Raw genomic sequence first — 26,432 nt, 5'->3', positions numbered from 1 at the left:
TTAATAGGTCATGCAGGCCGCGTTTAATAAACCTACGGCGATAGATGTACCGCCTAGCATAATACCCGCTGAGATTTCATTATCATTAATACGTTGAACGAGTTTGGGCATAAACACAAAGCGTACAATTACAAAAGCTATTAACTGCGCAATTAATGCAACAACCGCCCAAATAGTGTAATCAATGATCGATACAGAATTACTTGCGGCACTGGCTAACGCTAAACAAAACCCAATAATTGCTCCTGAGAAACCCACAGCGGCGGCAATGTTTTTTTCTTCTTTAACAAGTTTCCACTCATCGTGAGGGGTAAACCAAGCGTAAATTGCTTTAAATAAGAAGAGAAATACCAAAGAGATCGCAAAATAAAGGGCAAAATTACCCAGACCGAGTAGAGAGTTTTGCAAAGCTTCCATACACTTATCCCGAATTCATTCTAAAAATAATTTTTAATCATCAATCAAACTAAATTTTGAGGTGACTCTAATTTATTGAGAGTAATTAACCCAGAGCACCCGGCGATGTAAAAATACGCCACCAATTCTGGCAATGATACGTCATTGAGATGGTATTGAAATTATATTTTCATTTCTTACCACTGAATGAATCAAAAGAGAATCGACCAGTAATTTTTTGAAACAGCCTTAGAAACCCCGCCCAATATAAAACGGGACTATTCAATAAACACTGTGTTTTAAGATGCACTTTAAAATAATTACTCTGTAAAAAATGGTGCACTACCCAATAATATCAATATCCGAAACCATTAAATCAAAGCCAGTGCTTTTTACTACGCAGCGATCGTAATTGTTATCAATGATTTTTTCTTCGGCAGAAATCATTGCATATTCAACCAACCCATCTTCAATAACGCGCTCGTACAGCATAACAAACTGATCAGTTTCAGAGGTTTTGCCCTTTTCCATGTAGGTTGTTTCTGTCATTGCCACCGGCGGAGATTCTGACCCGGTACTAGTCCACAAGCGAGAAAATTGCTCACCTTCTAAACTGAAAGATTCTTGGCTAACGCCCGATTTCAATAACTGATCCCAATCGCGTTGACTCCCGATACCCTGAGTATCGTAAAAATACCAAAGTTGAACGTTGGTAATATTTTCTTCGGACTCGCCACCGGAAAGGACAACCTGTAAAAATCCATCATCGTCGGTGTAAAAACGCAAAATAACAGAATCGTCATCCATCACGACGCGGCCAACTGCCTGAATAAACTGAGTTCTGGCAACACCTTCTACGGTTAACTTTGGCTCTATTAAACGCATTCTTAGTTCATCTAAGTTAAATGCGCCGCCCAATCGTAAACCCATAATTTCAGGAACCAAGCGTTGGGCGGGGTTTTCTTTAGATTTTCCAAACAGTTTACTGAACATTTATACCGCTCCAATCAATAAATTGAATACGCTCATCCGCAATGTAATAAATCACATACCCAGGTTTGACTTGTTCATTGAGTTTTGGGTTTAAAGAAATTTGCCAGTTAGACGGATCGGCAATAGCAATGAGCGTTGCATCAAAAGATCGTTTTAAATACAAAAATAAGTCTTCAACACTTAATTCTCGTTCAAAATTAAAACGTAACGAATATTGAGTCATGCCTTTATCGACATTCAATAATTCATGATGCAAAAAGCTAGAACCGGGATCAACCGCAGCTTTGGCCATCATTTCGACGGCAACAGAGGGGAGACACTCCACATTAGGACAGTGCTTATTGAGCAACAACCCTAAAGACTCTTCTGAAAAATACGCGATGGAATGCGCTGTGGGATTTTTGCTGTGGCAATACAGTGCCGTGGTAAGAGTAATATCATCGTCTGGATTATCGATAATTATGGTAGCCGCCTTATCGATGGAGGCTCTCTCCATATCCGAATCACTAGTAAAGCTTTCAGCTCGAACAAATCCAATATCGTTTGGTAGTGGATTTTCAATATCGACTCGTACACAAAGAACAATATTCTTAGGTTTGTCTTGGTGTTCCATTTCACGCAGCAACAATCGCAGCAACTGCAACGTGCGAGCTCCATTCCAGCCAATTACGACAATATGATCTTGATAATGCAAAGTTTTTAATCCTTTTACGCCACGATGCCACTGAAAAGAAATAAACGCCGCAATACGTCCAACCGCCAAACCAAAGAGACTAAGTCCAACGGGAATAACAAACAGCGATACTGCATAACGCCCGGCAACAGTTGTTGGTGAAAAATCACCGTAACCTACGGTCGATGCAGTAACCATCATCCAGTAAAAAAAAACACTAAGATCGGTGATAGCTGCCTCACCGCTTAGTCGTAATAGTACCCAGCTTATAAAAAAATAAGCCGCGATGACCAACACAAAAGTTTGCCAGCGCAGCTCTAGAAAATGCCGGATTAACAATTTTCGTAAATAGTTAAACACGTGCATTTGTTATTTTGCCAAAATCCTCGCGAGTTCATCGCTAGCAGACTTGTTGCCACCATTAATGCCGGCTTCGCGTAAACGTTTTTCGAGTGCATCGCCCGATTCTGCTTCCGCAAGCTCGCCGGCAGCTTCAAGCTGAGCTTGACGCTCTTTTTGACGATCTTGAATTCGACTCAGCGATTCTGCTGCGGTTTTCATCTTGCTGTTTGCGCCCATATGGCGTGAAGACACAGCCGTTTGTGCTTTTTGAACAGACTCAGTGGCTTTTACCATATCCACTTGTTGTTCCATTTTACGAAGATTATTCTTCGCTTTTTCAATATTAGCTCTAAGTGCTTTTTCAGACTGATTGAATTGATCAACAAATTGTTGCTCGTTCTCAAGCTGGCCACTTAAATCAACCACACGTTGTGCGCAATCTAACGCTAATTGCTGGTCACCTTTTTCGTTGGCTGTAATGGCATGAGATTCATACTCAGACACAGATTGTTTTAGGCTTGCGACCTTTTGCTCAGCCAATTTACGTTTGGCCATAATTTGAGTCAGTGCAGTATCTGATCGGCGCAGCTCTTCTTTTGCCTCACGAATTTCTTGATCTAGAATACGCAATGCTTGACTATCAGCAACAGTCTCAGCAACTTCGTTCACACCGCCTTTCACTGCGGTCACTAATTTTCTCCAAACACTCATATGAACACCTCATTTTTCTCACGACAGCTAATGTCGTGGAATCAAAATTTATTGCAAATAATTTTCGTAAGCGTCTAAAAAACCTTCAATATTATCGAAAAGTGTTTCCACTTCGATTTTGATGCTTTCTTTATCGGATTGAGAAGAAAGCGCTCCGAAGGCGACGTAATATTCCTGCCCATCTATGGTCGAAATTGCTATCGTTGTCAGAGGGAAAACTTGATGCGTTTTTAGGATTTCATCATTCAGTCCAGCCACATCTTTGACCTGACTTTTAGCAAATAAAATAGATTCAACCACTATTTGCTCACCACTTACGGCGAGGAAGGCATCAATGCCATCAGCATTGGTAATGCACAGAACTCCGTTCTCTGTGTGCACTGCCCAATGATCGTTCTCCTTTAACATTTCCTCTACTTGTGTGAGATTACAACCCATACCAAGCTCTCTCCTAAGTTAATTAATTTATTTTGGCACGGTTTTACTAGCTAGCGTGCACATCATATAACATTTAAAATGTCTGTAAAATGTTTTTTTGTAAAAAATGGTTTACACATGAATACTATTAGCAACGATGCAAAACCCAATGTTCAATGGCGCGAGTTGGTTAGCCGACTCATAAAAGCCGAAATGAGCAAGAAAAAGCTCAAATACGATGACCTAAGCGAACTGCTCGCTAAACACGGTACCGTGCAAACAGCGGCCAATCTTCGAAATAAGATTAATCGAGGAATTTTGGGCGCCGACCTATTATTACAACTGCTTTTTGTCATGAATGTTGAGCAGGTCTCTCAAAGTTTACTCGCCGAGCTGCTAAACGCCATTCAAAAAGAACATCTTTAATCAGCGAATATCGCATTAAATTAACAAATAGTAGTTCAAATAAATGCTAACTATTGTGCGAGTTTTGTTATTAATATTTATTTAAATCCAAGAGACAACTTCGATTTAGATTTGTAGAAATAAGTTCTATTCGAAGATAAAAGCTTATTATTAGAAAATACTTAAGCGGTTCTTAACGCTCAAAGATATCAATGTGCGAAAAGTGCTCAATAGAGAAAAGAAATTTGGCGAGAAATAAAATTGAAGTCGGCCTGTAAGCCGGGTTCTGTCGTGGACAGTCATTCATCTGGGATGCTCGTCACCGAACACCTCTAGCAACCTACCCGCCTTCAGTACGGGTCGCACCATAGAAGGCCTATTTGGTCTTGCTCCGAGCGGGGTTTACCGTGCCACAAACTGTTACCAGTTGCGCGGTGCGCTCTTACCGCACCCTTTCACCCTTACCGGTTATCAAAGATAACTTAGGCGGTCTACTCTCTGTTGCACTGGCCGTAGGTTTTCACCCCCCAGGCGTTACCTGGCGCTCTACCCTTTGGAGCCCGGACTTTCCTCCCCAGTAAACTGGAGCGACTGTCCAGCCGACTTCGCGCGTAGGTTACTTTTTTATAGATCGCGAAGCAAGCCGAATGCATACCAAGCTTATTATAAGATTGGACTAATCTTTTTGAGACAGGCCCCAGTCATAGAGCTTATTTTTTTTGATACCACTGTATTCACTCACAATCGACGCTGCTTGTTTAAGTGGTAATGATTGAATGAGTAATAGGAGCAGTTTTTGCGCATCAGGATCAATTTCGGTAGCGTCAAATACGGCTCCAGCAACCATCACAACAATTTCGCCTCGTTGCTGATTTGAATCACAGCTCACAGTGGCAATAACTTCATCCAACGAGCCGGAAAGAAATGTCTCAAAGGTCTTAGACAGCTCTCTGGCTACAACGACTTGCCGCTCACCACCAAACACCGTTGCCATGTCTTGTAAGCTTGAAAGAATTCTGTGTGGAGCTTCGTAAAAAACCAAGGTCGCAGTCACTTTGCTCAGATCAGACAATATTTTTGAGCGCGCCACAGTTTTAGCAGGTAGAAAGCCTTCAAAGTGAAAACGATCTGTTGCGAGACCAGATGCCGAAAGTGCAGCAATTAATGCACAAGCTCCTGGAATTGGCGTTACAGATAGACCTTCTTGGCGAGCACGTTGCACCAATCGATATCCAGGGTCAGATATCAATGGCGTTCCAGCATCAGAAATAAGCGCAATATTTAACCCAGATTTGAGCTTATCAATGAGCTTTTCGGTAGAATTGTTGTCACTGAAGTCGTGATAGGCAGTCATCGTTGTACTGATTTGGAAGTGTTCTAGCAACTTAATACTGTGACGTGTATCTTCTGCGGCAATTAAATCGACTCGACTCAAAACGTCTAGAGCTCTCGGAGCCATATCTGCGAGGTTACCGATTGGGGTGGCGACAATGTACAATTGCCCCCAATTTGTATTAGAAGTCATAAATTTCCTGAAATCAGGGCAAGATAATTCATGCGTTCAAAGCCATCATCATTCAACAACGAAGCTAAAACAGAAGAATTTATTGCAGGTTCGTTCAATAATTTGCGAGCAAGTATACGGGTCCCGACTCAGACACTCAAAATATCTCTGTTAGCGGTGAGCTTATGCGGAGTACTTGTTGGTTGTGGCGGTAACGAAAAACCACAAAATCAAAGCTTGAACCCGTCACAAAACACCAGCGAATCCATTCAATCGCTGCTCGATAAAGCTCAGTTTGCCGAGCAACAAGGTGCCCAAGATCAAGCTCAAGCCTTTAAACTTGCTGCTGCTAAGGCTCTTTACAATCAACTCAACATTGATGCGTCTTTCCGTCTTTATGATGAGATTCGTCCTGAGTTTTTAGATGAGAATAATTTTGTTGATTACTCAATCAGTTATGGCGAACTGGCCCTCAACAAGGGCGAATACTTTATTGCAAATCGCCTGTTCAACAGCAACAGACTCAATCTTTTAATAACAACACTTGAGCCAGATCTGGAATTAAAGCTGCGCCAACACCGAGCGCTACTTTACGCATTGCTGGATGAATCTATAAAAGCCATTCATGAACACTTGGCAATTACTCCGCTATTAACAACGCCGGAACAAGAACAGGAAAACAGCGAGAAACTGTGGGCAGTGCTGACCGCATTACCGGAATCATCTTTGGTTGAGCTAAGTACAAGTGAATCCTCAAGTTTGTTAAAAGGCTGGTATGCCTTAGCGGCTATCTCGAAAAATAACGACTTATCTCTTGATCAACAATTACAGCAGGTTAATGGTTGGAGGCTGCAATGGCGAGATCACCCAGCCAACCGAAGTCTTCCTCAAGACCTACAACTCTTACAGCAATTGGTGGTAAATCAACCCAAACAAGTTGCTTTACTTTTGCCGTTATCCGGACGTTACGCCAGTGCCGCCAGTGCAATTCGAGATGGTTTTTTGGCGACTTATTTTGATTCATTGAACAAATCTGATTCGGCTATTCAAATTAAGATTTATGACACCGAAGGCGCGAATATCAACACCGTTTATGATCAGGCGGTAGCCGAGGGCGCAGGAGCGATCATTGGCCCGCTGCAAAAAGAAAGTCTTGAAGAGTTGAATTTACGACCTGTTTTACCGGTTCCAACATTGGCCCTTAACTATCTCAATGACCAACAACTACTTACCGAAAATCTATTCCAATTCGGCTTATCGGCTGAAGACGAAGGTTATCAGATTGCAGAACGAGCCTGGCTAGACGGAAAGCGTCGAGTCATGATTCTTGCCTCTAATCGCGATTGGGGACAACGTGCCGCGGAAGCTTTCAAGGCTCATTGGCTAGAGTTAGGCGGTGAAGTCGCTGCCGATACTCAGTTTGCGGAACAACAGCAGTTCTCAAACATCATCGAAACGTCTCTATTGGTCGATCGCAGCAAGCAACGAATGAAAGACTTGAGACGAGTTATTGGTAAAAATATCGAATTCGAACCTCGCTCGCGCGATGATATCGATATGATCTTCATGGTTGCCAACAATCGTGACGCCAAACAGCTAAAGCCCACATTGGCATTCCACTACGCAGGTGATGTACCCGTCTACGCTACAAGTCATCTTTACAACGGTTTTGACAGCGCAGGGGCAAATGGTGACCTAAACGGAATACGCTTTATCTCTTTACCCTGGTACTTCGGTTACGATCCTGAATTAAAAGACCAGTTAGAACGGAATCTAAAAACACCCGAGTCGCTACAGAGCTTGCATGCTTTGGGTGTTGATGCGTTTAGGTTGTATCCGAGATTAAAACAGCTCGAAACCATTGACAGCACCAAGCTCTACGGAGCAACCGGCAGCTTGCAATTGGACAACATGGGAAAAATGAAACGGGTACAAACTTGGGCGACGATTATCAACGGCCAAGCAAAAGTGCTACCCAGCGTCGCCAATGGTCTTGTCTTAGGTTCGCGTTAGTCAATCTTTGGAGAGTTTGATGAATTTTGATTTTTTTACACGAAAAAATCAAAACACCAAGAAAAAGGCGAATGCAGTCGATCCTGATGCAATTAATGTAACCGATGGTAAAAGCGCCGAACAATTTGCAGAAGCCTATTTAATCCAAAATGGATTAAAATACCTGGCGCGAAATTACGCGTGTCGCGGCGGAGAAATCGATTTAATTTTAGAAAAATCTAATTGTTTGCTCTTTGTTGAGGTGAAATTTCGCAGCCGCAGTGACTACGGATATGCTCAAGAGATGGTATCACTCAGCAAACAAAAGAAAATTATAAGAGCCGCCCAATATTTTTTAATTGAACATCCAAAATACAAAAATTACGACTGTCGATTTGATGTTATCGCGCTGCAAAAAACAGCGGCAAAAATTGAAGTAAATTGGATTAAAAACGCCTTTTTACTGGAATAAAAATTAAACATCACGACTGCTTTTTAAAAAAGTAGTTATGTGTAACTAATCGCCAGCAATACACCTTAGAGATTACAGGATTTTTTTTCGTTTTATGGTAGATCAAGAACTCAATCAAGACTTGGAAGAAAGGGTTATTACGCTCTTTCATCGCAGTCTTGAAGCCAAAATGGAGTCCGGAGAAATACTCGCACCGGCTTTAGTCGATGCCAGCCATCTCGTTGTCGATGCGCTGTTAAACGAAAGAAAAATACTGATTGCTGGTAACGGAATTTCTGCGGCTAATGGTCAAGTGCTCTCCGCCTGTTTAATGAATCGCTTCGAGCGAGAGCGTCCGGGTTTTGCTGCCTACACACTCGCAACTAACCCGGTGGCGATAACCGCATTTGCCAGCGATAAAAGTTTTAACGATATATTCGCCAAGCAAGTACTTGCACTGGGTCAAGATGGCGATGTTCTGGTGCTTTTTACCACCAGCGGTAATCCCAGTAACTTAATTCAAGCTGTCGCTGCTGCTCATGACCGTAATATGTCTGTAGTGGCCTTTACCGGTCGAGATGGAGGTAACATTCCTTCGCTACTTTATGACAACGATATGGAAATTCGCGTGCCTGTTGATTCGCGAGCAAGAATTCACGAAGTGCACTTACTGTGTACTTTCTGTCTCTGTGACCTAATTGATAACCAACTGTTTGGACCATTAGAAACATGACGTTAGCTTTTCAAAACCTTCTCAGACTTACATGGTTTTTTGTTTTATTGTCGTTAATCACTGGCTGTACAGCACTTGTTGATGCAACCACAAAAGAGCCCATCGATCCCGACCCAACCAAACGAACCTTGGGAACCTATATTGATGATGAGCAACTAGAAACCATTGCTCGAGTAAACCTTAGAAAAACCAGTGACAAACTTAAAGCTTCCAACATTCAGATTACTGTATACAACGGCGTGGCATTGCTGACCGGACAAGTACCTGATCAAGCTATTCGCGCCCAAGCTGCCAGAGTAGTTTCTAGTATTAATCGTATTCGCCAAGTTCATAATGAGCTAGAAATTCGTAGCAATGCAACTTTCTGGATGAATAGAAACGATCAATGGATAGGAACAAAAGTTAAGGCCAAGCTGATCCAAGACAAAGACATCGACAGCTCAAGAGTAAAATATCGAGTTGAAAATGGTTCGGTATTTTTAATGGGATTATTAAGCCACGCCCAAGCAGAGAAAGTTACCACTGCCGTTGCCGGTATCAGCGGTGTAATAAAGGTTGTTCGGGTTTTCGAGTACGTCGAATAATTGGAACTAACATAAAGTAGCAATAACAAAAAAGGCAGTTATTAAACTGCCTTTTTTGTTAGCTCGAAAACCGCCATAAAAAAATGGTGGTTGAATAACGAATTAGCGCTCTAGAGCAATTGCAATACCTTCGCCGCCACCAATACATAGAGCTGCGATACCGGTTTTCTTGTCGTAGGCTTCCATAGCGCCAAGCAAAGTAACCATAACGCGCGCACCAGATGCACCAAGCGGATGACCTAGAGCACAAGCACCGCCATGAACGTTGACCTTAGCATGATCTAAATCGAACTCACGCATTGCCGCCATGGTAACCACTGCAAAAGCTTCGTTAACTTCGTATAGATCGACATCGCTAGCAGCCCACTGGGTTTCATCAAGTACTTTACGAATAGCGCCAACAGGTGCAGTTGTAAACCACTCTGGCTCGTGAGCATGTTCAGCTTGAGCTTTGACACGGGCAAGAATTTTCAAACCACGACGATTGGCTTCTTCTTCGCTCATTAAAACCAAGGCGGCTGCGCCATCAGAAATTGAGCTAGCATTAGCGGCTGTAACTGTGCCGTCTTTCTTAAACACAGGTTTTAACGTTGGAATTTTTTCTGGACGGGCCTTGCTAGGTTGTTCATCTGTATCAACGACAACTTCGCCCTTGCGAGTTTGAATGGTAACAGCTGCGATTTCACGCTTGAACTTACCTTCGGTAATTGCTTTGTTTGCTCTTGCCAAAGATTCAATCGCGTAAGCATCTTGCTCTTCACGAGAAAACTCGTACTTACCAGCGCAGTTTTCTGCGTAAGCACCCATCAACGCACCACTGTAAGCATCTTGTAAACCATCGGTGTACATATGGTCGAGAAGCTCGCCGTGACCTAATCGATAACCTTGTCGCGCTTTGGTCAACATATGCGGGGCACGAGTCATACTCTCCATACCACCAGCAACAACGACTTTTGCTCGTCCTACTTGGATGATATCGCAAGCCATTTGTACGGTTTTCATACCTGAGCCGCAGAGCTTGTTAATGGTAGAAACTGGCACTGAGTTGGGAATTCCAGCACCCAATGATGCTTGACGCGCTGGAGCTTGTCCTAGCCCAGCAGGTAAAACACAACCCATATAAACCTGATCAACATCACTGCCTTCAATACCAGCATCGGCTAGAGCACCTTTAATCGCAGTGGAACCTAACTCAGTTGCTGATACTTCACTCAAATCACCTTGCAAGCCGCCCATTGGGGTACGTGCAAAACCAACAATTACCACTGATGTACTCATATCATCCTCCGAAAAACTAACTTGTTGTTGTTATTGTCTAGTTAAAACGTGTCATTTTGGGTTATCTGAAAAAATTCCGAAATGCCTTGAGTATTAAATACCAAAGCAAAACTGTAGATTTGATTTAAACAATATACAGATCATTTATTAAACGAGAAATTTAGAATGCTTCTGAATAGATCGTTTTACACTCTAATCACTTGAAAAATCAGCGCCTAAATGCCGGTTTTTCAAGTCGGTTAATTGTTAAAAGCTTAAATAAAACATTCAACCAAATGAATCAGTTTCTAAGCCACATTAGAAATAAACAATCTATTTTTAATTAATATTAGACATTAATAACAATAATGAAACGAAATCGAATCAGTTATTTTGTCAGCAGAGAATTTATTTCGTTTCATCAAACCTTAAGAATTGGCGAGGGTTAAGCTGGAAAATAAAATTTCAGATTTGAAAACCAGCCAATTCAATGAAAAGAGCGGATTTAGTGACTATTGAAAATGAGGCTTTCATCTTGAAGAGATCACCGCGCAAATCCTTTTACGCGGAGTGTAGAGCTTAAATGGAGGTTAAATAAACTGTGCTTTAGGAGGTGATACCCAAATTATATTCCATCTATATAAACAGGATGCACGGCAACAGTCCACAAAATCACCGACCCCACGCGCACCATCACAGCTAGAACCAGTGCTATTGTGACCACTGAAGTTGCGTACATAAATGCGCGTTCTTTAGAGATATTCATTAAAATCGGAATACCTTCGTAAATTAGATAAATCGCATAAGCTCCAGCGATTCCTACAACCGCAGCATTTAGGTAAATATCAGGATATAAATGCACAACACTCGCTAAAAATACTGGAGTGCTAACATAAACAGCCAATGCTGTACCTTCGTAATGACGCTGTTCGTCACCATCACGGACACCATAGGTTTTAGACATCCAATTGATGAACTCACCCAGCATGTAAACACCAATAATGAGTGCAAAATACGTGATTAAACACAGGCTCGCAGCACTCATAGGTGTGAGCTTAGTGACGCCGCCTGCACCGAACGACCAACCGACTTGTGTAACGCCGATATACGCAGATACGGCAGGAATTAACGCTAAAAAAGGAACGTGACTGATAAAGACCTGCAAGAAGGAATGTTTTTCTTTTCTAATTTCCTGCCATTCTTTGTCAGGGTGAATCATTATTCCAAGTGTATGCTCCAAGATGGCCATAAGCCCCTCCAATTGTCGAAAGCATTTTATGGTTTACAACTAACTCAGTATTAGCGAGGAATGACTCTCCCTCCAATAAGTTCTTCTCATTAAAATTTTCGTTTTAAGTCAGACCAAGTCTAATTTTTGACTATTCAGACAAAAAAATAAAAATATGAAGAGCTTATTCGACAGAATAGAAATAAGTGCTGATCTTCGTAATCTCGAAAAACCGAACAAAATTCGCTACGCTCGAACAAATGTTCGCAACATCTTTGCCTAAACTGATTTAGATTCGAACGAATAACACATAACGAGACCAAGTTAACACTTTAGTCAAGAATTACGTTTTTTCTGGAAAATATAATGATTTTAACGACAGGAGTAGCCAACTCACTAATAACACGTGAGCTGGCCCAAATAACATGAATAGCTTTATTTTATGACACGCAGAGTCGGGCGTGATGATTCTTGCCCTGATTTGGAACTCTCGTTTTTAGGTGCCGGTGCAACCTGAATTTTCGGTTTGGACGGTTTAGGTGGCTCTGGGGGAGATTCTGGCTCAAACATCATCCCACGACCATTTTCTCGCGCATAAATACCTAATACCGAAAAACTCGGCACATGGATATCCATGGGCACACCACCAAATTTTGCATTAAAAACAATGGCTTCAATACCTAAATTTAGGGACAACACTGCGTTAGGAGAAATGTTTAAGGTAATTTGGCCATCTTTATTTACATATTGCTGAGGAACACTAACTTCAGGTGCGTAAGCATCGACAACGATATACGGAGTACATTTGTTATCAACTATCCAATCATAAATGGCCTTGATCAGATATGGTTTGTTGGAGGTCATCGACATATCTATACCCGGTGCGAATGCTTTTGACGTGCTAGCTCTTAAACCGCTATTTTGCGAACTTTAGCAATAAGCACTCTCAAGCCAATAAAAGACATGAGAATGCTCACATGCCAACGCAATTATTGGCGCATTTCTTTTTCTGCTTCGGTTAGACTCTCTTTAAAGGAGTCACGAGCAAAAAGACGATCCATATAATCGAATAAAGGTTTAGCTTGACGTGTTTTTGGTAATTTAATATCCAATACATCTAAACGCCACAAAATTGGCGCAAGACAACAGTCTACGATGCTGAACTCTTCGCTCATGAAGAATGGCATTTCTTCAAAAATTGGCGCGACGGTTAATAAGCTATCTTTTAGCTCTTTACGAGCCTTATTCACAGACTCTTTACTCTTACCTAAAACAATAGCATCAACTAACGGCGACCAATCTTTTTCAATACGGTGCATCCACAAACGACTTTGGGCACGCGCAACCGGATAAACAGGCAAAAGTGGTGGATGAGGAAAACGCTCATCAAGATATTCCATCATCACTTTGGTTTCGTAAAGCGCGAGCTCACGATCAACCAACGTTGGCAAGGTTCCGTAAGGATTCAGATCAGCAAGTTCTTCAGGTAGGTTATTTGGGTCTGTATCGATAACATCAACAGACACTCCTTTCTCTGCCAGAACGATACGAACACGATGACTGTAATGATCACGGCCATCGGAAAAATATGTCATGGATGAGCGTTTCGCAACAACTCCCATTGATTGCACCTCGAGTATTTACTATAAACTGGGACGACAAGTGGAATAACTGAGGGTTTGATGCATTTATATAAAATCAGGAAAGGTTGTGGAAATTCTCTGTAGAAAAACGTCTTTTCTGTAATGCGTGCATCTGAAAAGCCGCAACACCTACGCTAACCTTAAATCTGATCAAAACCTCTTAGCCAAGCCGACCATTATACCTGAAAATAAAACTTACGGCGGGAATAGATAAGAAATTTTCAATCTTGAGAGGCAAAATTATCGGTATTAGTGCCTTTATTTTAAAAGCATATCAACCATACACGCTAATATAAAAATTTAACGCCAATCGAATTCTCTAGAAACTGCAATTGCACTGCGATTCTGGTGAGCAGTTAAATAAATCACTAAAAAAAACGCGACCATAAGGCCGCGTTTTCAGAATCATCGTTGTAACACATTCATTAATGAATGTTACGCCAGTATTCACGATTCAATAAAGTCACGAAGATGTATAAAACAACTAAGAACAATAATACGTAAACACCGATACGTTGACGATCAAGAGCATAAGGTTCTGCTATGTATTCCATGAAGTTAACCAAGTCATACATGGCTTGATCAAACTCTTCGGTAGTCATAGAACCTTTGACAGCCCCAACTTTTAAACTGCCACATTCTTCATCTTGAAGAGCTTCACCCAACGCATTACGCATAACATGACCATGCTCATCATGGGCAGGTCCTGGTGCACACTCGGCTAGACCTTGTAACTCCATTAAAACATGAGGCATAGCGACCTTTTCGAACACCTTGTTGTTCACACCCGTTGGACGAGTCTCATCTTTATAGAAGTTACGTAAATAGGTGTACAACCACTCTGGGCTGCGTGAGCGAGCAACCAATGTTAGGTCTGGAGGCGTTGCACCAAACCAAGCCTTAGCTTCTGCGGCAGGCATAGCAATTGTCATGAGATCGCCAATCTTGTCTTTACCCAAAACAAGGTTACTCATCATATCTTCATGAGGAATTTCCAAATCATCGGCAACACGTTCCCAGCGCGAGTATTGCGCTGAGTGACAACCCATACAATAGTTAACAAACCACTTTGCACCACGTTGTAACGATTCTTTGTCGTGTAAATCTGGCTCCATATGATCACAAGCAACATGACCACATTCACCACCTGTCGCAGCAACTGACTTGATCGGAACAATTGCTAAGATTGCAAACAGTAATACACCACCCCAAACAATGTGCGCAGGTAAACCTTTTGCTTGCACACGAGTTGGCTCTGGAGTGTAACCGTCACGGTTAGTTAACCATGGAGTAAGAAGTGTAAGAATCGCTAAGTAAAAGCCCAACACTCGAACCATAACTGGAATATCAGCATCCATTTGTCCGAGAGACATATAAATCATCAATCCAGCTAAGATCACAGCCACAACTAAATTCACCGGAGTCATCTGGTTTTTAGTTGGGTTGGTAAACACTGGCATTTGAATGAAGTAAATGAAGTAGAACAGAGTCGCTATCTGAGCTAATAAAGTACGACCATCGGTCGGCGCTTGCACACCCAAGTATCCCAATACAACGAACATCGCAGCGAAGTTCATTAACTGAATACGAGGCAACCAACCTTTAAAACGCATTGATTTAACAGGGCTCTTATCCAGCCAAGGCAATACAAACAAGATTGCAATCGAAGCACCCATGGCAACCAAGCCTAAGAATTTTGAGCTAAGCGGGCCAATATCAATGGTTACTGCACGAAGTACCGCATAGAAAGGCGTAAAGTACCAAACCGGTGCGATATGTGGTGGAGTTTTTAAGTTATTTGCTTGTTCGAAGTTTGCGTGCTCTAGGAAGAAACCACCCATTTCAGGCATAAAGAACAATACAAAGCAGAACACAAACAAGAATACGGTAATACCAACCAAATCGTGTACGGAGTAATAAGGATGGAATGGAACACCGTCTAAAGGAATGCCGTTAGCATCTTTATTTTTCTTAATCTCAACGCCGTCTGGGTTGTTAGATCCAACTTCGTGAAGTGCCAAAATGTGCAGCACAACCAACGCTAAAATAACAATTGGAAGGGCAATAACGTGTAATGAGAAGAATCGGTTTAGCGTGATACCAGAAATTAGGAAGTCACCGCGAATCCACTGAACAAGATCATCACCAACAACAGGAATCGCACCGAATAGCGAAACAATTACCTGTGCACCCCAGTATGACATTTGACCCCATGGCAATACGTAGCCCATGAAAGCTTCTGCCATTAGCGCTAGATAAATGGTCATACCAAAAATCCAGACTAACTCGCGAGGTGCTTTATAAGATCCGTACATCAAACCACGGAACATGTGTAGGTACACAACGATAAAGAACGCCGAAGCACCTGTTGAGTGCATGTAACGAATGATCCAACCGTAATCAACGTCACGCATGATGTATTCAACGGAGGCGAATGCTTGTTCCGCACTTGGAACGAAGCTCATCACCAACCAAATACCAGTTAACAATTGGTTAACCAGAACTAAAATCGATAGAACGCCAAAGAAATACCAAAAGTTGAAGTTCTTAGGAGCGTAATATTTTCCCATGTGGGTATCCCACGCGCGCTGAACCGGCAAGCGTGAGTCAACCCAACTCCATAAATCCGCAATTTTACTCATTGTGTTTACGCCTCTTGATCAACACCTACGGTGAGAATGTAATCTCCCTCAAAGGAATGAGGAGGAACCTCTAAGTTAATAGGAGCAGGAACGCCTTTTAATACGCGACCGGCCAAATCAAACTTAGAACCATGACAAGGACAGAAGAAACCACCCTGCCATTTATCACCACCGAGATCAGCGGCGCCCACTTCAGGACGGAATAGAGGAGCACAACCAAGGTGAGTACATAGACCTAGCAATACCAAGAACTCATTTTTGATAGAGCGGTACTCTTTATTGACGTACTCAGGTTGTTGAGGAACTTCGGAATTCGGATCGCGGACCTCACCGTCCATTTTTCGAATACCTTCTAAAATCTCTGGGGTTCTACGAACCACATAAACCGGTTTTCCGCGCCACTCTAGGGTGACCATCTGACCAGGCTCAAGCTTTTCAAGATTTGCTTTTACAGGCGCACCAGCCGCTTTTGCTTTTGCACTTGGATTCCAAGATCCAACAAAAGGAACTGCTGCACCCACTGCTCCTACAGCACCAACTACGGAGGTCGCCGCTGTTAAGAACTTGCGCCGTCCGGTATTAACACCGTCTTCACTCATGAGGCTTTCTCCCATTCCAGGTACTCTTTTACTTACAGATAACCGGGTGAATCACTAAGATTTAAAATTTGAATTATTAGGCATGATTGTAAATCGCGACATGGTATAGAACCTGCCAATTTGAGACAAGATAAGCTTATATACACATGCCTTCCTAACTCAAAATCATTGATATTGGTCAAGAACAATTTAGATTCGCAAGTTGTTGGCGTCTTGGATTACAAACCAAAAAAAAGCCCGAGCAAGTGCCCGAGCTTTTTGATAACCACAACAAGCAACCAAAAACGGGCTTTTGTATTAACGTTTTGAGAATTGTGGCTTTTTACGAGCTTTACGTAGACCAACTTTCTTACGTTCAACTTCACGAGCGTCACGGGTAACGAAACCAGCGTCGCGAAGCGGTCTGCGCAATTCTTCGTTGTATTGCATTAATGCACGAGTTAAACCGTGACGAATTGCACCAGCTTGACCGAAGCTACCACCACCTTTAACGGTAACTTTGATGTCGAATTTATCAACAGCCTCGGCAACTTCAAGCGCCTGGCGTACGATCATACGAGCTACTTGACGTCCGAAGTAATCGTCTAGAGTGCGACCGTTGATAACAATGTTGCCTGAGCCTTCAGTAATGAATACTCGAGCAGTAGAGGTTTTACGGCGTCCGGTACCGTAGTATTGTGTTGCAGCCATTATTTCCCCCAATTATATGTTCAGTTCTTGCGGTTGCTGAGCAGTGTGTGGATGCTCAGTACCAGCGTAAACTTTTAGCTTTTTGAACATCGCGCGGCCTAATGGGCCTTTTGGCAACATGCCTTTAACAGCGATTTCAATGGTGCGCTCAGGGGCTTTTTCTATCAACTTATCAAAGCTGATCGACTTAATACCGCCGATGTATCCAGTGTGGTGGTAGTACATTTTATCGGTAGCTTTACGACCGGTTACATGTACTTTTTCTGCGTTGATCACAACGATGTAATCGCCGGTATCAACGTGAGGTGTATATTCTGGCTTGTGCTTACCGCGCAAACGACTGGCGATTTCTGCAGCCATACGGCCAAGAGTTTTGCCTTCTGCGTCCACAACGTACCATTCACGTTTTACGGTAGCAGGATTGGCACTGATAGTCTTCATGTTGTTTTGCCTATAACCTGTATAAAAACTAAAGCTGAGTCAAGATTTGGAAAAATCATCTCAGCGGTAATAAATGCGGATGAGTTCATACATCCAATTGCCAAATACGGCTAAGCTCAATTCGAGCCCTGAAAAAGGTAATAGAGTTAGATAACTCCAACACAATCACCAACCAAACAAATTTCAATTCAAAATTGTGTGGCTTATTCATGCACTAACTAAAACTGTTTCGTAGAACCAACTTGTTGACTCTGATAACTTGTTTCTATCAGCGCACTTGAAAAAAGGAGCGCGGATTCTAAGGCCTCCTGCATAAAATAACAAGTTCAGAAGGCCAATTATTAGCGTATATCCATTAAAAATTGTCCGCAGAAATTAACCCAAGAAAACTCTTAAAGACTAGTAAACACACCACTCAAGTTAAGGACGGTGCTCGCGCGCTAGGTATTCGTGACTTTGCATTTCTAAAAGGCGGCTCGTGGTACGCTGAAACTCAAACTCTAGCCTTCCACCTGCGTAGATTTGTGCCAAAGGTACCGCAGCAGACACGATAAGCTTTACGCCGCGATCATAAAATTCATCCACTAAATTAATAAATCGGCGAGCAGAATCGTCGCAATCTCGATTCATTTGCGGAATATTAGAAACAAGCACCGCATGAAATTCCTTGGCAATTTCTATGTAGTCATTTTGAGATCTCGGCCCTTCACAAACCTCGGAAAACTCAAACCAAACAATATCATCGGCTTCCATAAGTGCATTGAGCATACGTCCTTCGATTTCTATTTGAACATCTGCCCTGATCTCGGACTTTTCTGGTACCAGACGTTCAAAGCTAGACTTTAAGCTCTCGTCCGCAGCCTCACCTAAAGGTGTGTAATAAAGCTCTGCCTGTTCAAGTGTTCTCAACCGATAATCGACACCGCCATCAACATTAACAACCTGCGTATGCTCTTCCAATAACGCAATAGCCGGTAAAAAGCGCGCGCGTTGAAGCCCGTCTTTATAGAGACCAGAAGGAACAATATTGGAGGTTGCCACCAAACTCACACCACGTCGGAATAACCCGTCCAACAAGGTAGCTAAGATCATTGCGTCTGTTATGTCGGTAACAAAAAACTCGTCAAAGCATATAACACGAGCCTCAGAGGCAATTCTGTCTGCAACTATTTCTAGGGGATTTTTCTGTCCATCAAGTGTTTTAAGTTCTTGATGCACTCGTCGCATAAAGCGATGAAAATGCGCCCGCATTTTTTGATCAAACGGAAGACTTTCGAAAAAGTTATCCATCAAATAGGTTTTACCTCGCCCGACACCGCCCCAGAAATACAGGCCACGAACGGGAGTGACCGGTTTGCGATTCGCTTTAAACCATTTATTGAGCAAAGAAGTCTTTGGATTAGCCTGCTCAATGGCAAGAATCAGCTGATCGTGCAAATTTTGAAGATGCTTTACCGCCATCTCTTGAGCAGGGTCATAATTGAAATCATCACGCTCTAAATCACGCTGATAACGAGCAAGAGGAGTATTCTCCATTATCTACACCATACATCTGTTGTTAATTGAAATATTAGGAGAAAGCCCTCACCTATCACCTCATACAATGGCGACAAGGATTTTTAGAAAATGGATTATACCAAAGCGTATTTTCCAAACACCATTTAGAAAATATTCTTTGGCGCTCATTTATTGTTTTAAACAGAACCAATTAAGAGCGTAAAATTTGTGATTGAAACAACGATTCGCGGTTTTTTCTTTCTTTGCAAACCCTTATTCGTTTCTGGCTTTGGTAGTCAATGGTAATCTAATACACCCATGTAGACAGATTACATCGAACCTACAAAGTCTATTTTTCGCGTAGAATTAACTCTACGAAAGAAGTTTTCAGCGCTTAGCTGAACGATTTTAAACCTGCAGGAGCTTCATGTGTATTCTCTATCCGTCTTAATTATTGTCAGTATCGTTTGCTTGGTTCTTGGAGGTGTTGCTGGATACTTCGCGGGCAGACTCTTTAGCACTGATAAAAAAGGCTTCCGAGCCATGGAAGCTCGTGCCAACCAAGCCGAAGAGCAATTAAAACAGTTTCAAAATGACGTTACCGAACACTTCAAAGAAACCTCTGTATTAGTTAACAAGCTCACTGAAAACTACAAAGATGTACACGAGCATTTGGCAGCTGGCGCGATTAAACTTGCCAACGCCGATATTGGCAGAGATTTACTCGATAGTGCATCAAAGCAATGGGCTCAGTCAGACCATCATCGTGACCTTTTAGCCGATGAAACACAGGTTCAGCCACCACGAGACTGGGCGCCTAATAATGGCACTCTCAGTGAATCATTTGGACTTGAATCCTCATCGGAGATCGACTCAACTCTATCGGATAAAGAAGGCGAAATCATCGATCAAAAAACAAGCAAAATTTGATCGCTCAAGGTACTTGCTGGCAGCTCTGATTAACTCCGCCATGCTTAAATCAAAGAGAAGAAATTGACAACACGATTTCCAGTTTCTTAACAATTTCAATTACTTATTGTTCTTGGAATTAGCGGCACATACTCGTGTCACCAGAAACTCTTGGTTAATCAGATTTTTCTATACTAGAAAGATCTACAGAGTAGACGAAAATAAACTCGCTCTGCTCTGTGATATAGTGGTTTATACCGTTAGATAAGCTACTTACAGATTGTTTTCATCGGTAAACGCCGACTACGCAACCAGGTAATGCTAAAAGCGCAATGAAAAAAATTATCGACTATCTCATATGGCCCGCCTTTACAGGCCTACTCGCTGCTGCCATTGCGATTTTCGCGTCGCCTTCGCTTACTAAAACCGACTCGGACAACGATAAGCTCAATAGAGTTGTTAGCGCCGTTAATCCTTATGAAGGATGGAGCGGCCCAGCATCTTACTCATTTGCCGTAAAAACTGCTGCGCCATCGGTTGTTAATATTTACGCCAGAAAACTCCCAAGTAAACGCCGTTATCCTTTTATTGACGACCCTCTTTTCCGACATTATTTCAACAATGCAAACAACCTAATGCAGCGCAGACTTCAGTCCGCGTTGGGCTCAGGCGTGATTGTTAGTGATGACGGCTACATTCTTACCAATAACCACGTCATTGATGATGCCGTGGAAATTGTCGTATTGGTTCACGATGGTCGAGAGGCCTTGGCCGAAGTTGTTGGTCGCGATACAGAAACGGATCTTGCGGTATTAAAAGTTGATTTAGACAGACTCACCCCAGCCACACTTGGAGAGCCTGCCAAAGCGAATATTGGTGATGTGGTGCTGGCCATCGGCAACCCTTTTGGCGTTGGCCAGACGGTAACTCAAGGAATCATCAGTGCCACAGGTCGCTACGGGTTAGATTTAAGTAACTATGAAAATTACATCCAAACGGATGCTGCGATCAATCCCGGCAATTCAGGCGGCGCACTTGTAGATGTTAACGGAGCACTACTCGGTATTAACACCGCCATTCTTGACGACGGCAACCCATCGGTGGGGATCAGTTTTGCTATTCCAGCAGACCAAGCCATGCAAGTGATGCGCAATCTTGTTGAAAACGGTCGCGTAATACGAGGCTGGCTTGGTATCGAAGCTCAACCATTAAACCCTCAAATTGCGGACTCTATGGGTTTAGGCGGTAATGGTGTCGTAGTTGTGGGAGTTTATAAAAATGGACCAGCGCATATTGCCGGCCTAAAACCGGGTGACATCATTACCCATATTGATGATGCGCCTGTAGGTAATGGCCGCAATGGGATGAATCAGATTGCCGGTAAAAAACCGAATGAAGCCGTACTTGTAGATCTTATTCGTAATGGCCAGCATTTCAGACTGTCGGCATTACTTGCCGAGAAACCGGTCATATCCAGCTAAAACTCAATCGCTGTTAGCTGGATATGACCGCAACCGCATTATTTTTTAATGCGATATTCCGCCGATCTAGCATGAGCTTCTAAATACTCACCTCGGGCCAAAACCGAAGCTACCTTGCCTAAATCAGAGGCGCCCTGTTCAGAGCAGTAAATTATCGAGCTGCGCTTTTGAAAATCATAAACGCCTAAAGGCGAAGAGAAACGCGCCGTACCCGATGTTGGCAGAACATGGTTAGGGCCCGCACAATAATCACCCAGAGCCTCTGCTGTGTAGCGCCCCATAAATATGGCGCCAGCATGTCGAATACTCGGCAACCATTGCTCTGGATCTTCTACCGACAACTCCAAGTGCTCTGGGGCTATGTGATTGGTGATCTCAATTGCTTCTTCTAGTGAAGAGACAGCAATCAGCGCACCGCGCGATTGCAAAGAGGTTTTTACAATCTCTTTTCGATCTAGAGTAGGTAACAGCTTTTTGATGCTTTGCTCCACTTGAAGCAAGAAATCTGCATCGGGAGAGATAAGTATTGATTGTGCCATTTCATCGTGCTCAGCCTGCGAGAACAAATCCATTGCTATCCAGTCGGGATCAGTCTTGCCGTCACACACCACAAGAATTTCTGAAGGGCCGGCAATCATATCAATAGCAACCTGGCCAAACACAGCACGCTTAGCGCAAGCCACAAATACATTACCTGGGCCAACGATCTTATCAACTTTGGGCACAAGCTCGGTACCATAAGCCAAAGCTGCAACAGCCTGAGCCCCACCAATAGCAAAGACCCGATCTACTCCGGCAATAGCAGCCGCCGCCAAAACAAGATCACTGATCTCACCGTCTGGCGTAGGAACTACCATGATGACATTTTCAACACCTGCAACTTTTGCAGGCATGACATTCATTAAAACTGAAGAAGGGTAGCTTGCCTTACCGCCAGGAACATAGACACCTACGGTGTCTAGGGGCGTAATTTTTTGCCCAAGAACGGTTCCGTCAGCTTCGATGTACTGCCAAGAACTTTGTGCTTGATGTTTATGATATTGCTCTACACGATCTGCGGCTTGTTGCAGAGCCTCGCGCGCATCGACCGAAATTCGCGCCAATGCTTCTTCTAATTGCTGTCTGGTGATTTCCAAATCGGAAGCATTTTCAGGCGTCCAACGATCAAACTTTTGCGTGTAAGCAACCAAAGCTTGATCACCATCTCGGCGAACGGTGGCGATAATGTCATCGACAACACGAGTTACATCATGATCTGAAACCAAGTCCACATACAGCAGAGCGTCTAGATCTGCTTGAAAGTTAACATCTTGAGAATTCAGTTTTTTGATCAATAAATCTTGTGTCATCACATACTCTTTATAGAAATACAACTAAGAAGAAAGTGGGTTTTAATCCTGGGGCACATTATTTGTCACGCAAAGCAACAGCAGACGCAACCTTTTCGATAATCGAACTGATCGCTGCGTGCTTCATTTTCATAGAAGCCTTATTAACGATCAGCCGAGAGCTGATATCCGCAATGTGCTCTCTGGGCTCTAAACCATTAGCACGAAGTGTATTACCCGTATCAACAATATCTACGATTTCATCGGCCAAACCAATAATCGGCGCAAGCTCCATAGCACCGTAAAGCTTAATAATATCTACCTGCTGAGCTTTTTCTGCGTAGTATTTTTTTGCGACGTTCACAAACTTAGTTGCGACCTTAATGCGACCTTTTGGCGTCTCACGACCCTTAATACCTGCCGTCATCAACTGACAACGAGCAATGCCTAAATCGAGAGGTTCATAAATACCATTGCCACCATGCTCTAGCAGCATATCCTTACCAGAAACGCCAATATCAGCGGCGCCAAATTCAACATAAGTGGTAACATCTACGCCTCGTAACACAACAAAACGTACACCTGGCTGATTGCTTTCAAAGGTTAATTTGCGACTTTTTTCAATATCTTCAAGGGGATATAAATCAGCGGCCGCCAGCAATGGCAAGGTTTCTTCTAAAATTCGCCCTTTGGTAAGGGCTATGGTTAACTCTGTCATGGTACTTTTTTAATGCTTTGCCAGAAAAAACTGGGAATGATTGGATTTCGCCGAGGCGAATTATTAAGCAGATGCCTAACCCGGCACCCTGCGAATATTAGCGCCCAGCAATTGCAGTTTTTCTTCAATACATTCATAACCACGATCAATGTGGTAAATACGATCTACCAACGTCTCGCCTTCGGCAATCATGCCGGCAATCACTAGACTCGCCGATGCGCGCAAATCAGAAGCCATAACCGGAGCAGCTTTTAAGGATTCTACACCGGTAACAATGGCGGTATTTCCCTCTAAACGAATATTCGCGCCCATTCGATTCAATTCGTGGATCTGAATCAGTCGGTTTTCAAAGATCGTTTCTGTAACCGAGCCAACACCTTCAGCGATGGTATTCATTGCTAAAAATTGTGCCTGCATATCGGTTGGAAATGCTGGATATGGGGCCGTTCTTAAGCTTACCGCTTTTGGACGATTACCTTTCATGTCCAATTCAATCCAGTTATCGCCACAACTGATACTGGCGCCAGCCTCTTCAAGCTTTAGCAAAACGGACTCAAGAATTTTTTCATTGGTATCTTTAAGTTTTACACGGCCGCGACTAGCCGCTGCCGCCACTAAATAGGTGCCAGTCTCTATGCGGTCGGGCATAACATCAAAATGACAACCTTTGAGACTGTCAACGCCGGTAATAACTAAAGTATCCGTACCGATACCTTCAATTTGCGCGCCCATTGCGACCAAACACTTGGCCAAATCAACAACTTCGGGCTCGCGGGCGGCGTTTTCAAGAATGGTGGTGCCTTCGGCCAAGGTAGCCGCCATCATAAGATTTTCGGTTCCACCAACAGTTACTATGTCCATGAAAAAGTGAATACCTTTTAACCGGCCATTGCAACGAGCGCGAATGTAACCTTGGTCAACCTCAATGGTTGCACCCATGGCTTCAAGGCCACGCAAATGAATGTCAACCGGACGGCTTCCGATCGCACAACCACCAGGGAAGGAAACATTGGCCTGACCAAAGCGGCTCAACATTGGCCCTAACACCAAAATCGACGCTCGCATGGTACGAACCAATTCATAAGGTGCGGTAAAGTCGGTGATGGTGCTGTTATCAACCTCTACCGTCAGTTTCTCATCAATGGTTACCCCAACACCCATGCAACGCAGCAAAGCAAGCATTGTCGTTACGTCGTGTAGGTGCGGTAAATTGCCCACATGCATCGGTTCATCGGCCAACAAAGTAGCTGCCAGAATCGGTAGTGCTGAGTTTTTCGAACCAGAAATTCGAATTTCACCATTGAGCGAGCTGCCACCTTTGATGATTAACTTATCCATAGAGAGTTGCCAACGTAAATAGAGGATCGAAAACTACGAGTTTTGTGCTTGCCATTGATCAGGCGTGAAGGTCTTCATATTGAGGGCATGAATGCTGCCGGATTTGAAATACTCGTCTAACACACCGTAAACCAATTGCTGCTTTTTCACTGGGTTTAAGCCCGCAAAGGCTGGACTGACGATAACGGCATTAACATTAGAACCAGATACTTCAACTACGGCTTCTGCTTGATCAATGCCCTGCTCTAACTTCTGCTTAATTTCTTCGGCTTGAATCATTGTGTTCACTTTTGCTACAAATTTGTTAATTGGAGTGAGCTAGCCACGCCAGCTCACAATCTAACCGCTTCTTGGCGAAAAAGGCCCGCTATTCTAAAGAAGACAGACTCTAAATTCACCCAAATTCGATTTAATTTCTAAGATAAAACTCCAATCTCCAGCATACTCTCAACCACCGTATGTTACAGAGATTTCTCGGCACAAACGTCAACACGCCAGACAATTAGAGTTATAAGAGAGACAACAAGAATAGAACGTGAAATCAAACGACAATAATACGAAGAGAAATTTGTAGGAGAGAAACCTTAATAACTCTGTGCAAAGTGGCTAATTCCCACTTTGCACAGAACAGAAAATCAGCGATGACTAGACGTCCCAGTTATCGATGACTTTTTTTACATCGCCATCATTTTGTTTTAGGGCGACTCTAAATTGATCCCTAAAAGTAACACCAAGATTGATGCCATTGATGTTCATGTTCCGCAATACCCACTGGCCGGATTTATTCACAGCCATGGTGTAAGTAACCAGACTCGTACCGGTAGGAGCCTCCACTTTTTGGCGAACCGTGACGTTGCGCTGACCTTCAATACTGTTCTCTGGCGGGATCACCTCAACATTGAAGTCTGAAAAGCTGGTCATACCTTTCGCATAGGTACTGATCAAATTTTGCTTAAATACAGATGCAAAACGGTCGAACTCTTCACGCGAAATAGATCGAGCGTTATCAACACCCATGACGTTCAGAGCGATAAAATTAAAATCCACCACCTCGGTTAACAAAGCATCAAGCTGACTGGACAGGGTTGCCTGATCGTATTGTGGATCATTTTGAGATTTATGAATCATTGCTAATACCGATTCAGTCACCGACTTAACCACGTCGTGCGCACTTACTTCATCGGCATTATGTGCAATTGAAAGATTCACCTTGGAAGCTTTGTCTACAGCTTCCGCGCTATCGATTTTCACAGATGCATCCGCAGCGTTCTCTTGCGCAAAGACAGAACATGAGCCCGCGCTTAAAACCAAGGCAGAAGCTAAAAAAAGAGGTTTAAAATTTAATTTATTCATTGTTAGAAATACTCCCATGCGAACCTTGATACGCCGAGCAAGTCATTTGCTATGAGCCCAAGTTCAATACGCCGCGATGATAACGACTTAGCACCGTGCGAACAATC

General features: G+C 43.0%; 27 protein-coding genes and 1 other RNA gene. 7 read left to right on the top strand and 21 right to left on the bottom strand.

Annotation, left to right across the window (positions count from 1 at the left end):
* The 5 genes from ACYQ28_RS14845 to ACYQ28_RS14825 all read right to left on the bottom strand — a co-directional run bounded on the left by ACYQ28_RS14845 (position 1) and on the right by ACYQ28_RS14825 (position 3,553).
* Complete coding sequence (locus ACYQ28_RS14845; RefSeq protein WP_460051231.1) at positions 1-417, bottom strand: DUF350 domain-containing protein; 417 nt, start codon at positions 415-417, stop codon at positions 1-3.
* A gap of 321 nt (positions 418-738) precedes the next feature.
* The gene (locus tag ACYQ28_RS14840; protein ID WP_460051233.1) at positions 739-1,389 is read right to left on the bottom strand and encodes a YjfK family protein; all 651 of its coding nucleotides are present in this window, start codon (positions 1,387-1,389) and stop codon (positions 739-741) included.
* On the bottom strand, positions 1,379-2,428 hold the full coding sequence (locus ACYQ28_RS14835; protein ID WP_460051235.1) for a potassium channel family protein: 1,050 nt from the start codon (positions 2,426-2,428) through the stop codon (positions 1,379-1,381). The genes ACYQ28_RS14840 and ACYQ28_RS14835 overlap by 11 nt, the downstream gene beginning before the upstream one ends.
* A gap of 3 nt (positions 2,429-2,431) precedes the next feature.
* Complete coding sequence (locus ACYQ28_RS14830; RefSeq protein ID WP_460051237.1) at positions 2,432-3,115, bottom strand: PspA/IM30 family protein; 684 nt, start codon at positions 3,113-3,115, stop codon at positions 2,432-2,434.
* 48 nt (positions 3,116-3,163) lie between these two features.
* Positions 3,164-3,553: a DUF2170 family protein gene (locus tag ACYQ28_RS14825; RefSeq protein ID WP_460051239.1), complete on the bottom strand. Its 390-nt coding sequence runs from the start codon at positions 3,551-3,553 to the stop codon at positions 3,164-3,166.
* Between the two features lie 117 nt (positions 3,554-3,670).
* Here ACYQ28_RS14825 and ACYQ28_RS14820 point away from each other — a divergent pair, with 117 nt between their 5' ends.
* Complete coding sequence (locus tag ACYQ28_RS14820; RefSeq protein WP_460051241.1) at positions 3,671-3,958, top strand: DUF6471 domain-containing protein; 288 nt, start codon at positions 3,671-3,673, stop codon at positions 3,956-3,958.
* Positions 3,959-4,196: 238 nt separating this feature from the next.
* On the opposite strand, the gene rnpB is transcribed toward ACYQ28_RS14820, so the two are convergent.
* Together rnpB and rsmI are read right to left on the bottom strand one after the other, a co-directional pair.
* Positions 4,197-4,544, bottom strand: an RNA gene (gene rnpB / locus ACYQ28_RS14815) — RNase P RNA component class A.
* A 69-nt stretch (positions 4,545-4,613) separates the two neighbouring features.
* Positions 4,614-5,462, bottom strand: coding sequence for a 16S rRNA (cytidine(1402)-2'-O)-methyltransferase (gene rsmI, locus ACYQ28_RS14810; protein ID WP_460051243.1), 849 nt, complete (start codon positions 5,460-5,462; stop codon positions 4,614-4,616).
* A gap of 30 nt (positions 5,463-5,492) precedes the next feature.
* On the opposite strand from rsmI, the gene ACYQ28_RS14805 reads away from it, so the two are divergent.
* The 4 genes from ACYQ28_RS14805 to ACYQ28_RS14790 all read left to right on the top strand — a co-directional run bounded on the left by ACYQ28_RS14805 (position 5,493) and on the right by ACYQ28_RS14790 (position 9,201).
* Positions 5,493-7,454 (top strand): penicillin-binding protein activator, encoded by a 1,962-nt coding sequence (locus ACYQ28_RS14805; protein ID WP_460051245.1) that lies wholly within the window; start codon positions 5,493-5,495, stop codon positions 7,452-7,454.
* 19 nt (positions 7,455-7,473) lie between these two features.
* Positions 7,474-7,905 (top strand): YraN family protein, encoded by a 432-nt coding sequence (locus ACYQ28_RS14800; protein ID WP_460051247.1) that lies wholly within the window; start codon positions 7,474-7,476, stop codon positions 7,903-7,905.
* A gap of 94 nt (positions 7,906-7,999) precedes the next feature.
* Positions 8,000-8,617 (top strand): SIS domain-containing protein, encoded by a 618-nt coding sequence (locus tag ACYQ28_RS14795; RefSeq protein WP_460051249.1) that lies wholly within the window; start codon positions 8,000-8,002, stop codon positions 8,615-8,617.
* The gene (locus tag ACYQ28_RS14790) at positions 8,614-9,201 is read left to right on the top strand and encodes a BON domain-containing protein (protein WP_460051251.1); all 588 of its coding nucleotides are present in this window, start codon (positions 8,614-8,616) and stop codon (positions 9,199-9,201) included. Before ACYQ28_RS14795 ends, ACYQ28_RS14790 begins: the two co-directional genes overlap by 4 nt.
* 102 nt (positions 9,202-9,303) lie before the next feature.
* Here the strand turns inward: ACYQ28_RS14790 and ACYQ28_RS14785 are convergent, their stop codons facing one another.
* The 9 genes from ACYQ28_RS14785 to zapE form a co-directional block, all read right to left on the bottom strand.
* Entirely contained in the window at positions 9,304-10,479 is a 1,176-nt protein-coding gene (locus tag ACYQ28_RS14785; protein ID WP_460051253.1) for a thiolase family protein, read from the bottom strand.
* A 604-nt stretch (positions 10,480-11,083) separates the two neighbouring features.
* Positions 11,084-11,707 carry a Yip1 family protein gene (locus ACYQ28_RS14780; RefSeq protein ID WP_460051255.1) on the bottom strand — a complete coding sequence of 208 codons (624 nt, stop codon included), beginning with the start codon at positions 11,705-11,707 and terminating at the stop codon, positions 11,084-11,086.
* Between the two features lie 414 nt (positions 11,708-12,121).
* Positions 12,122-12,556 (bottom strand): ClpXP protease specificity-enhancing factor, encoded by a 435-nt coding sequence (locus tag ACYQ28_RS14775; RefSeq protein WP_460051257.1) that lies wholly within the window; start codon positions 12,554-12,556, stop codon positions 12,122-12,124.
* Positions 12,557-12,675: 119 nt separating this feature from the next.
* Positions 12,676-13,308 carry a stringent starvation protein SspA gene (gene sspA / locus ACYQ28_RS14770; RefSeq protein WP_460051259.1) on the bottom strand — a complete coding sequence of 211 codons (633 nt, stop codon included), beginning with the start codon at positions 13,306-13,308 and terminating at the stop codon, positions 12,676-12,678.
* A 446-nt stretch (positions 13,309-13,754) separates the two neighbouring features.
* Positions 13,755-15,971 (bottom strand): ubiquinol-cytochrome c reductase, encoded by a 2,217-nt coding sequence (locus tag ACYQ28_RS14765; RefSeq protein WP_460051261.1) that lies wholly within the window; start codon positions 15,969-15,971, stop codon positions 13,755-13,757.
* A gap of 5 nt (positions 15,972-15,976) precedes the next feature.
* Positions 15,977-16,570, bottom strand: a complete 594-nt coding sequence (gene petA, locus ACYQ28_RS14760) for a ubiquinol-cytochrome c reductase iron-sulfur subunit (RefSeq protein ID WP_460051263.1) — start codon at positions 16,568-16,570, stop codon at positions 15,977-15,979.
* A gap of 297 nt (positions 16,571-16,867) precedes the next feature.
* Positions 16,868-17,260, bottom strand: a complete 393-nt coding sequence (gene rpsI / locus ACYQ28_RS14755; protein ID WP_460051265.1) for a 30S ribosomal protein S9 — start codon at positions 17,258-17,260, stop codon at positions 16,868-16,870.
* 12 nt (positions 17,261-17,272) lie between these two features.
* A complete protein-coding gene (rplM, locus tag ACYQ28_RS14750; RefSeq protein WP_460051267.1) occupies positions 17,273-17,701 on the bottom strand; it encodes a 50S ribosomal protein L13 in 429 nt (142 codons plus the stop codon).
* 420 nt (positions 17,702-18,121) lie between these two features.
* A complete protein-coding gene (gene zapE, locus ACYQ28_RS14745; protein ID WP_460051269.1) occupies positions 18,122-19,237 on the bottom strand; it encodes a cell division protein ZapE in 1,116 nt (371 codons plus the stop codon).
* Positions 19,238-19,627: 390 nt separating this feature from the next.
* On the opposite strand from zapE, the gene ACYQ28_RS14740 reads away from it, so the two are divergent.
* The gene (locus tag ACYQ28_RS14740) at positions 19,628-20,128 is read left to right on the top strand and encodes a Z-ring associated ZapG family protein (RefSeq protein WP_460051271.1); all 501 of its coding nucleotides are present in this window, start codon (positions 19,628-19,630) and stop codon (positions 20,126-20,128) included.
* A gap of 311 nt (positions 20,129-20,439) precedes the next feature.
* The gene (locus ACYQ28_RS14735) at positions 20,440-21,588 is read left to right on the top strand and encodes a S1C family serine protease (RefSeq protein ID WP_460051273.1); all 1,149 of its coding nucleotides are present in this window, start codon (positions 20,440-20,442) and stop codon (positions 21,586-21,588) included.
* Positions 21,589-21,626: 38 nt separating this feature from the next.
* Here ACYQ28_RS14735 and hisD read toward each other — a convergent pair whose 3' ends face one another.
* The 5 genes from hisD to ACYQ28_RS14710 all read right to left on the bottom strand — a co-directional run bounded on the left by hisD (position 21,627) and on the right by ACYQ28_RS14710 (position 26,325).
* Positions 21,627-22,937 carry a histidinol dehydrogenase gene (hisD, locus tag ACYQ28_RS14730; RefSeq protein WP_460051275.1) on the bottom strand — a complete coding sequence of 437 codons (1,311 nt, stop codon included), beginning with the start codon at positions 22,935-22,937 and terminating at the stop codon, positions 21,627-21,629.
* A gap of 58 nt (positions 22,938-22,995) precedes the next feature.
* Positions 22,996-23,634: an ATP phosphoribosyltransferase gene (gene hisG, locus ACYQ28_RS14725; RefSeq protein ID WP_460051277.1), complete on the bottom strand. Its 639-nt coding sequence runs from the start codon at positions 23,632-23,634 to the stop codon at positions 22,996-22,998.
* A 75-nt stretch (positions 23,635-23,709) separates the two neighbouring features.
* A complete protein-coding gene (gene murA / locus ACYQ28_RS14720) occupies positions 23,710-24,972 on the bottom strand; it encodes a UDP-N-acetylglucosamine 1-carboxyvinyltransferase (RefSeq protein ID WP_460051279.1) in 1,263 nt (420 codons plus the stop codon).
* Positions 24,973-25,005: 33 nt separating this feature from the next.
* Positions 25,006-25,251, bottom strand: a complete 246-nt coding sequence (locus tag ACYQ28_RS14715) for a BolA family protein (protein WP_460051281.1) — start codon at positions 25,249-25,251, stop codon at positions 25,006-25,008.
* A gap of 366 nt (positions 25,252-25,617) precedes the next feature.
* A complete protein-coding gene (locus tag ACYQ28_RS14710) occupies positions 25,618-26,325 on the bottom strand; it encodes an MlaC/ttg2D family ABC transporter substrate-binding protein (protein WP_460051283.1) in 708 nt (235 codons plus the stop codon).
* Positions 26,326-26,432 lie beyond the last annotated feature (107 nt).

The sequence above is a fragment of the Sessilibacter sp. MAH1 genome, from assembly GCF_054658315.1.
This window is presented reverse-complemented; position numbering and strand designations above follow the sequence as displayed.

Bases quoted from the DNA above. Each gene is read 5' to 3' on its own strand.
- ACYQ28_RS14845 (WP_460051231.1), bottom strand. From the start codon at position 417: ATGGAAGCTTTGCAAAACTCTCTACTCGGTCTGGGTAATTTTGCCCTT.
- rsmI (WP_460051243.1), bottom strand. From the start codon at position 5,462: ATGACTTCTAATACAAATTGGGGGCAATTGTACATTGTCGCCACCCCA.
- ACYQ28_RS14785 (WP_460051253.1), bottom strand. From the start codon at position 10,479: ATGAGTACATCAGTGGTAATTGTTGGTTTTGCACGTACCCCAATGGGC.
- ACYQ28_RS14790 (WP_460051251.1), top strand. From the start codon at position 8,614: ATGACGTTAGCTTTTCAAAACCTTCTCAGACTTACATGGTTTTTTGTT.
- ACYQ28_RS14805 (WP_460051245.1), top strand. From the start codon at position 5,493: ATGCGTTCAAAGCCATCATCATTCAACAACGAAGCTAAAACAGAAGAA.
- zapE (WP_460051269.1), bottom strand. From the start codon at position 19,237: ATGGAGAATACTCCTCTTGCTCGTTATCAGCGTGATTTAGAGCGTGAT.
- ACYQ28_RS14710 (WP_460051283.1), bottom strand. From the start codon at position 26,325: ATGAATAAATTAAATTTTAAACCTCTTTTTTTAGCTTCTGCCTTGGTT.
- ACYQ28_RS14765 (WP_460051261.1), bottom strand. From the start codon at position 15,971: ATGAGTAAAATTGCGGATTTATGGAGTTGGGTTGACTCACGCTTGCCG.
- ACYQ28_RS14800 (WP_460051247.1), top strand. From the start codon at position 7,474: ATGAATTTTGATTTTTTTACACGAAAAAATCAAAACACCAAGAAAAAG.
- ACYQ28_RS14835 (WP_460051235.1), bottom strand. From the start codon at position 2,428: ATGCACGTGTTTAACTATTTACGAAAATTGTTAATCCGGCATTTTCTA.
- hisD (WP_460051275.1), bottom strand. From the start codon at position 22,937: ATGACACAAGATTTATTGATCAAAAAACTGAATTCTCAAGATGTTAAC.
- sspA (WP_460051259.1), bottom strand. From the start codon at position 13,308: ATGGGAGTTGTTGCGAAACGCTCATCCATGACATATTTTTCCGATGGC.
- ACYQ28_RS14795 (WP_460051249.1), top strand. From the start codon at position 8,000: ATGGTAGATCAAGAACTCAATCAAGACTTGGAAGAAAGGGTTATTACG.
- rplM (WP_460051267.1), bottom strand. From the start codon at position 17,701: ATGAAGACTATCAGTGCCAATCCTGCTACCGTAAAACGTGAATGGTAC.
- ACYQ28_RS14820 (WP_460051241.1), top strand. From the start codon at position 3,671: ATGAATACTATTAGCAACGATGCAAAACCCAATGTTCAATGGCGCGAG.
- ACYQ28_RS14715 (WP_460051281.1), bottom strand. From the start codon at position 25,251: ATGATTCAAGCCGAAGAAATTAAGCAGAAGTTAGAGCAGGGCATTGAT.
- rpsI (WP_460051265.1), bottom strand. From the start codon at position 17,260: ATGGCTGCAACACAATACTACGGTACCGGACGCCGTAAAACCTCTACT.
- ACYQ28_RS14840 (WP_460051233.1), bottom strand. From the start codon at position 1,389: ATGTTCAGTAAACTGTTTGGAAAATCTAAAGAAAACCCCGCCCAACGC.
- ACYQ28_RS14830 (WP_460051237.1), bottom strand. From the start codon at position 3,115: ATGAGTGTTTGGAGAAAATTAGTGACCGCAGTGAAAGGCGGTGTGAAC.
- ACYQ28_RS14825 (WP_460051239.1), bottom strand. From the start codon at position 3,553: ATGGGTTGTAATCTCACACAAGTAGAGGAAATGTTAAAGGAGAACGAT.
- petA (WP_460051263.1), bottom strand. From the start codon at position 16,570: ATGAGTGAAGACGGTGTTAATACCGGACGGCGCAAGTTCTTAACAGCG.
- ACYQ28_RS14775 (WP_460051257.1), bottom strand. From the start codon at position 12,556: ATGTCGATGACCTCCAACAAACCATATCTGATCAAGGCCATTTATGAT.
- murA (WP_460051279.1), bottom strand. From the start codon at position 24,972: ATGGATAAGTTAATCATCAAAGGTGGCAGCTCGCTCAATGGTGAAATT.
- ACYQ28_RS14780 (WP_460051255.1), bottom strand. From the start codon at position 11,707: ATGGCCATCTTGGAGCATACACTTGGAATAATGATTCACCCTGACAAA.
- ACYQ28_RS14735 (WP_460051273.1), top strand. From the start codon at position 20,440: ATGAAAAAAATTATCGACTATCTCATATGGCCCGCCTTTACAGGCCTA.
- hisG (WP_460051277.1), bottom strand. From the start codon at position 23,634: ATGACAGAGTTAACCATAGCCCTTACCAAAGGGCGAATTTTAGAAGAA.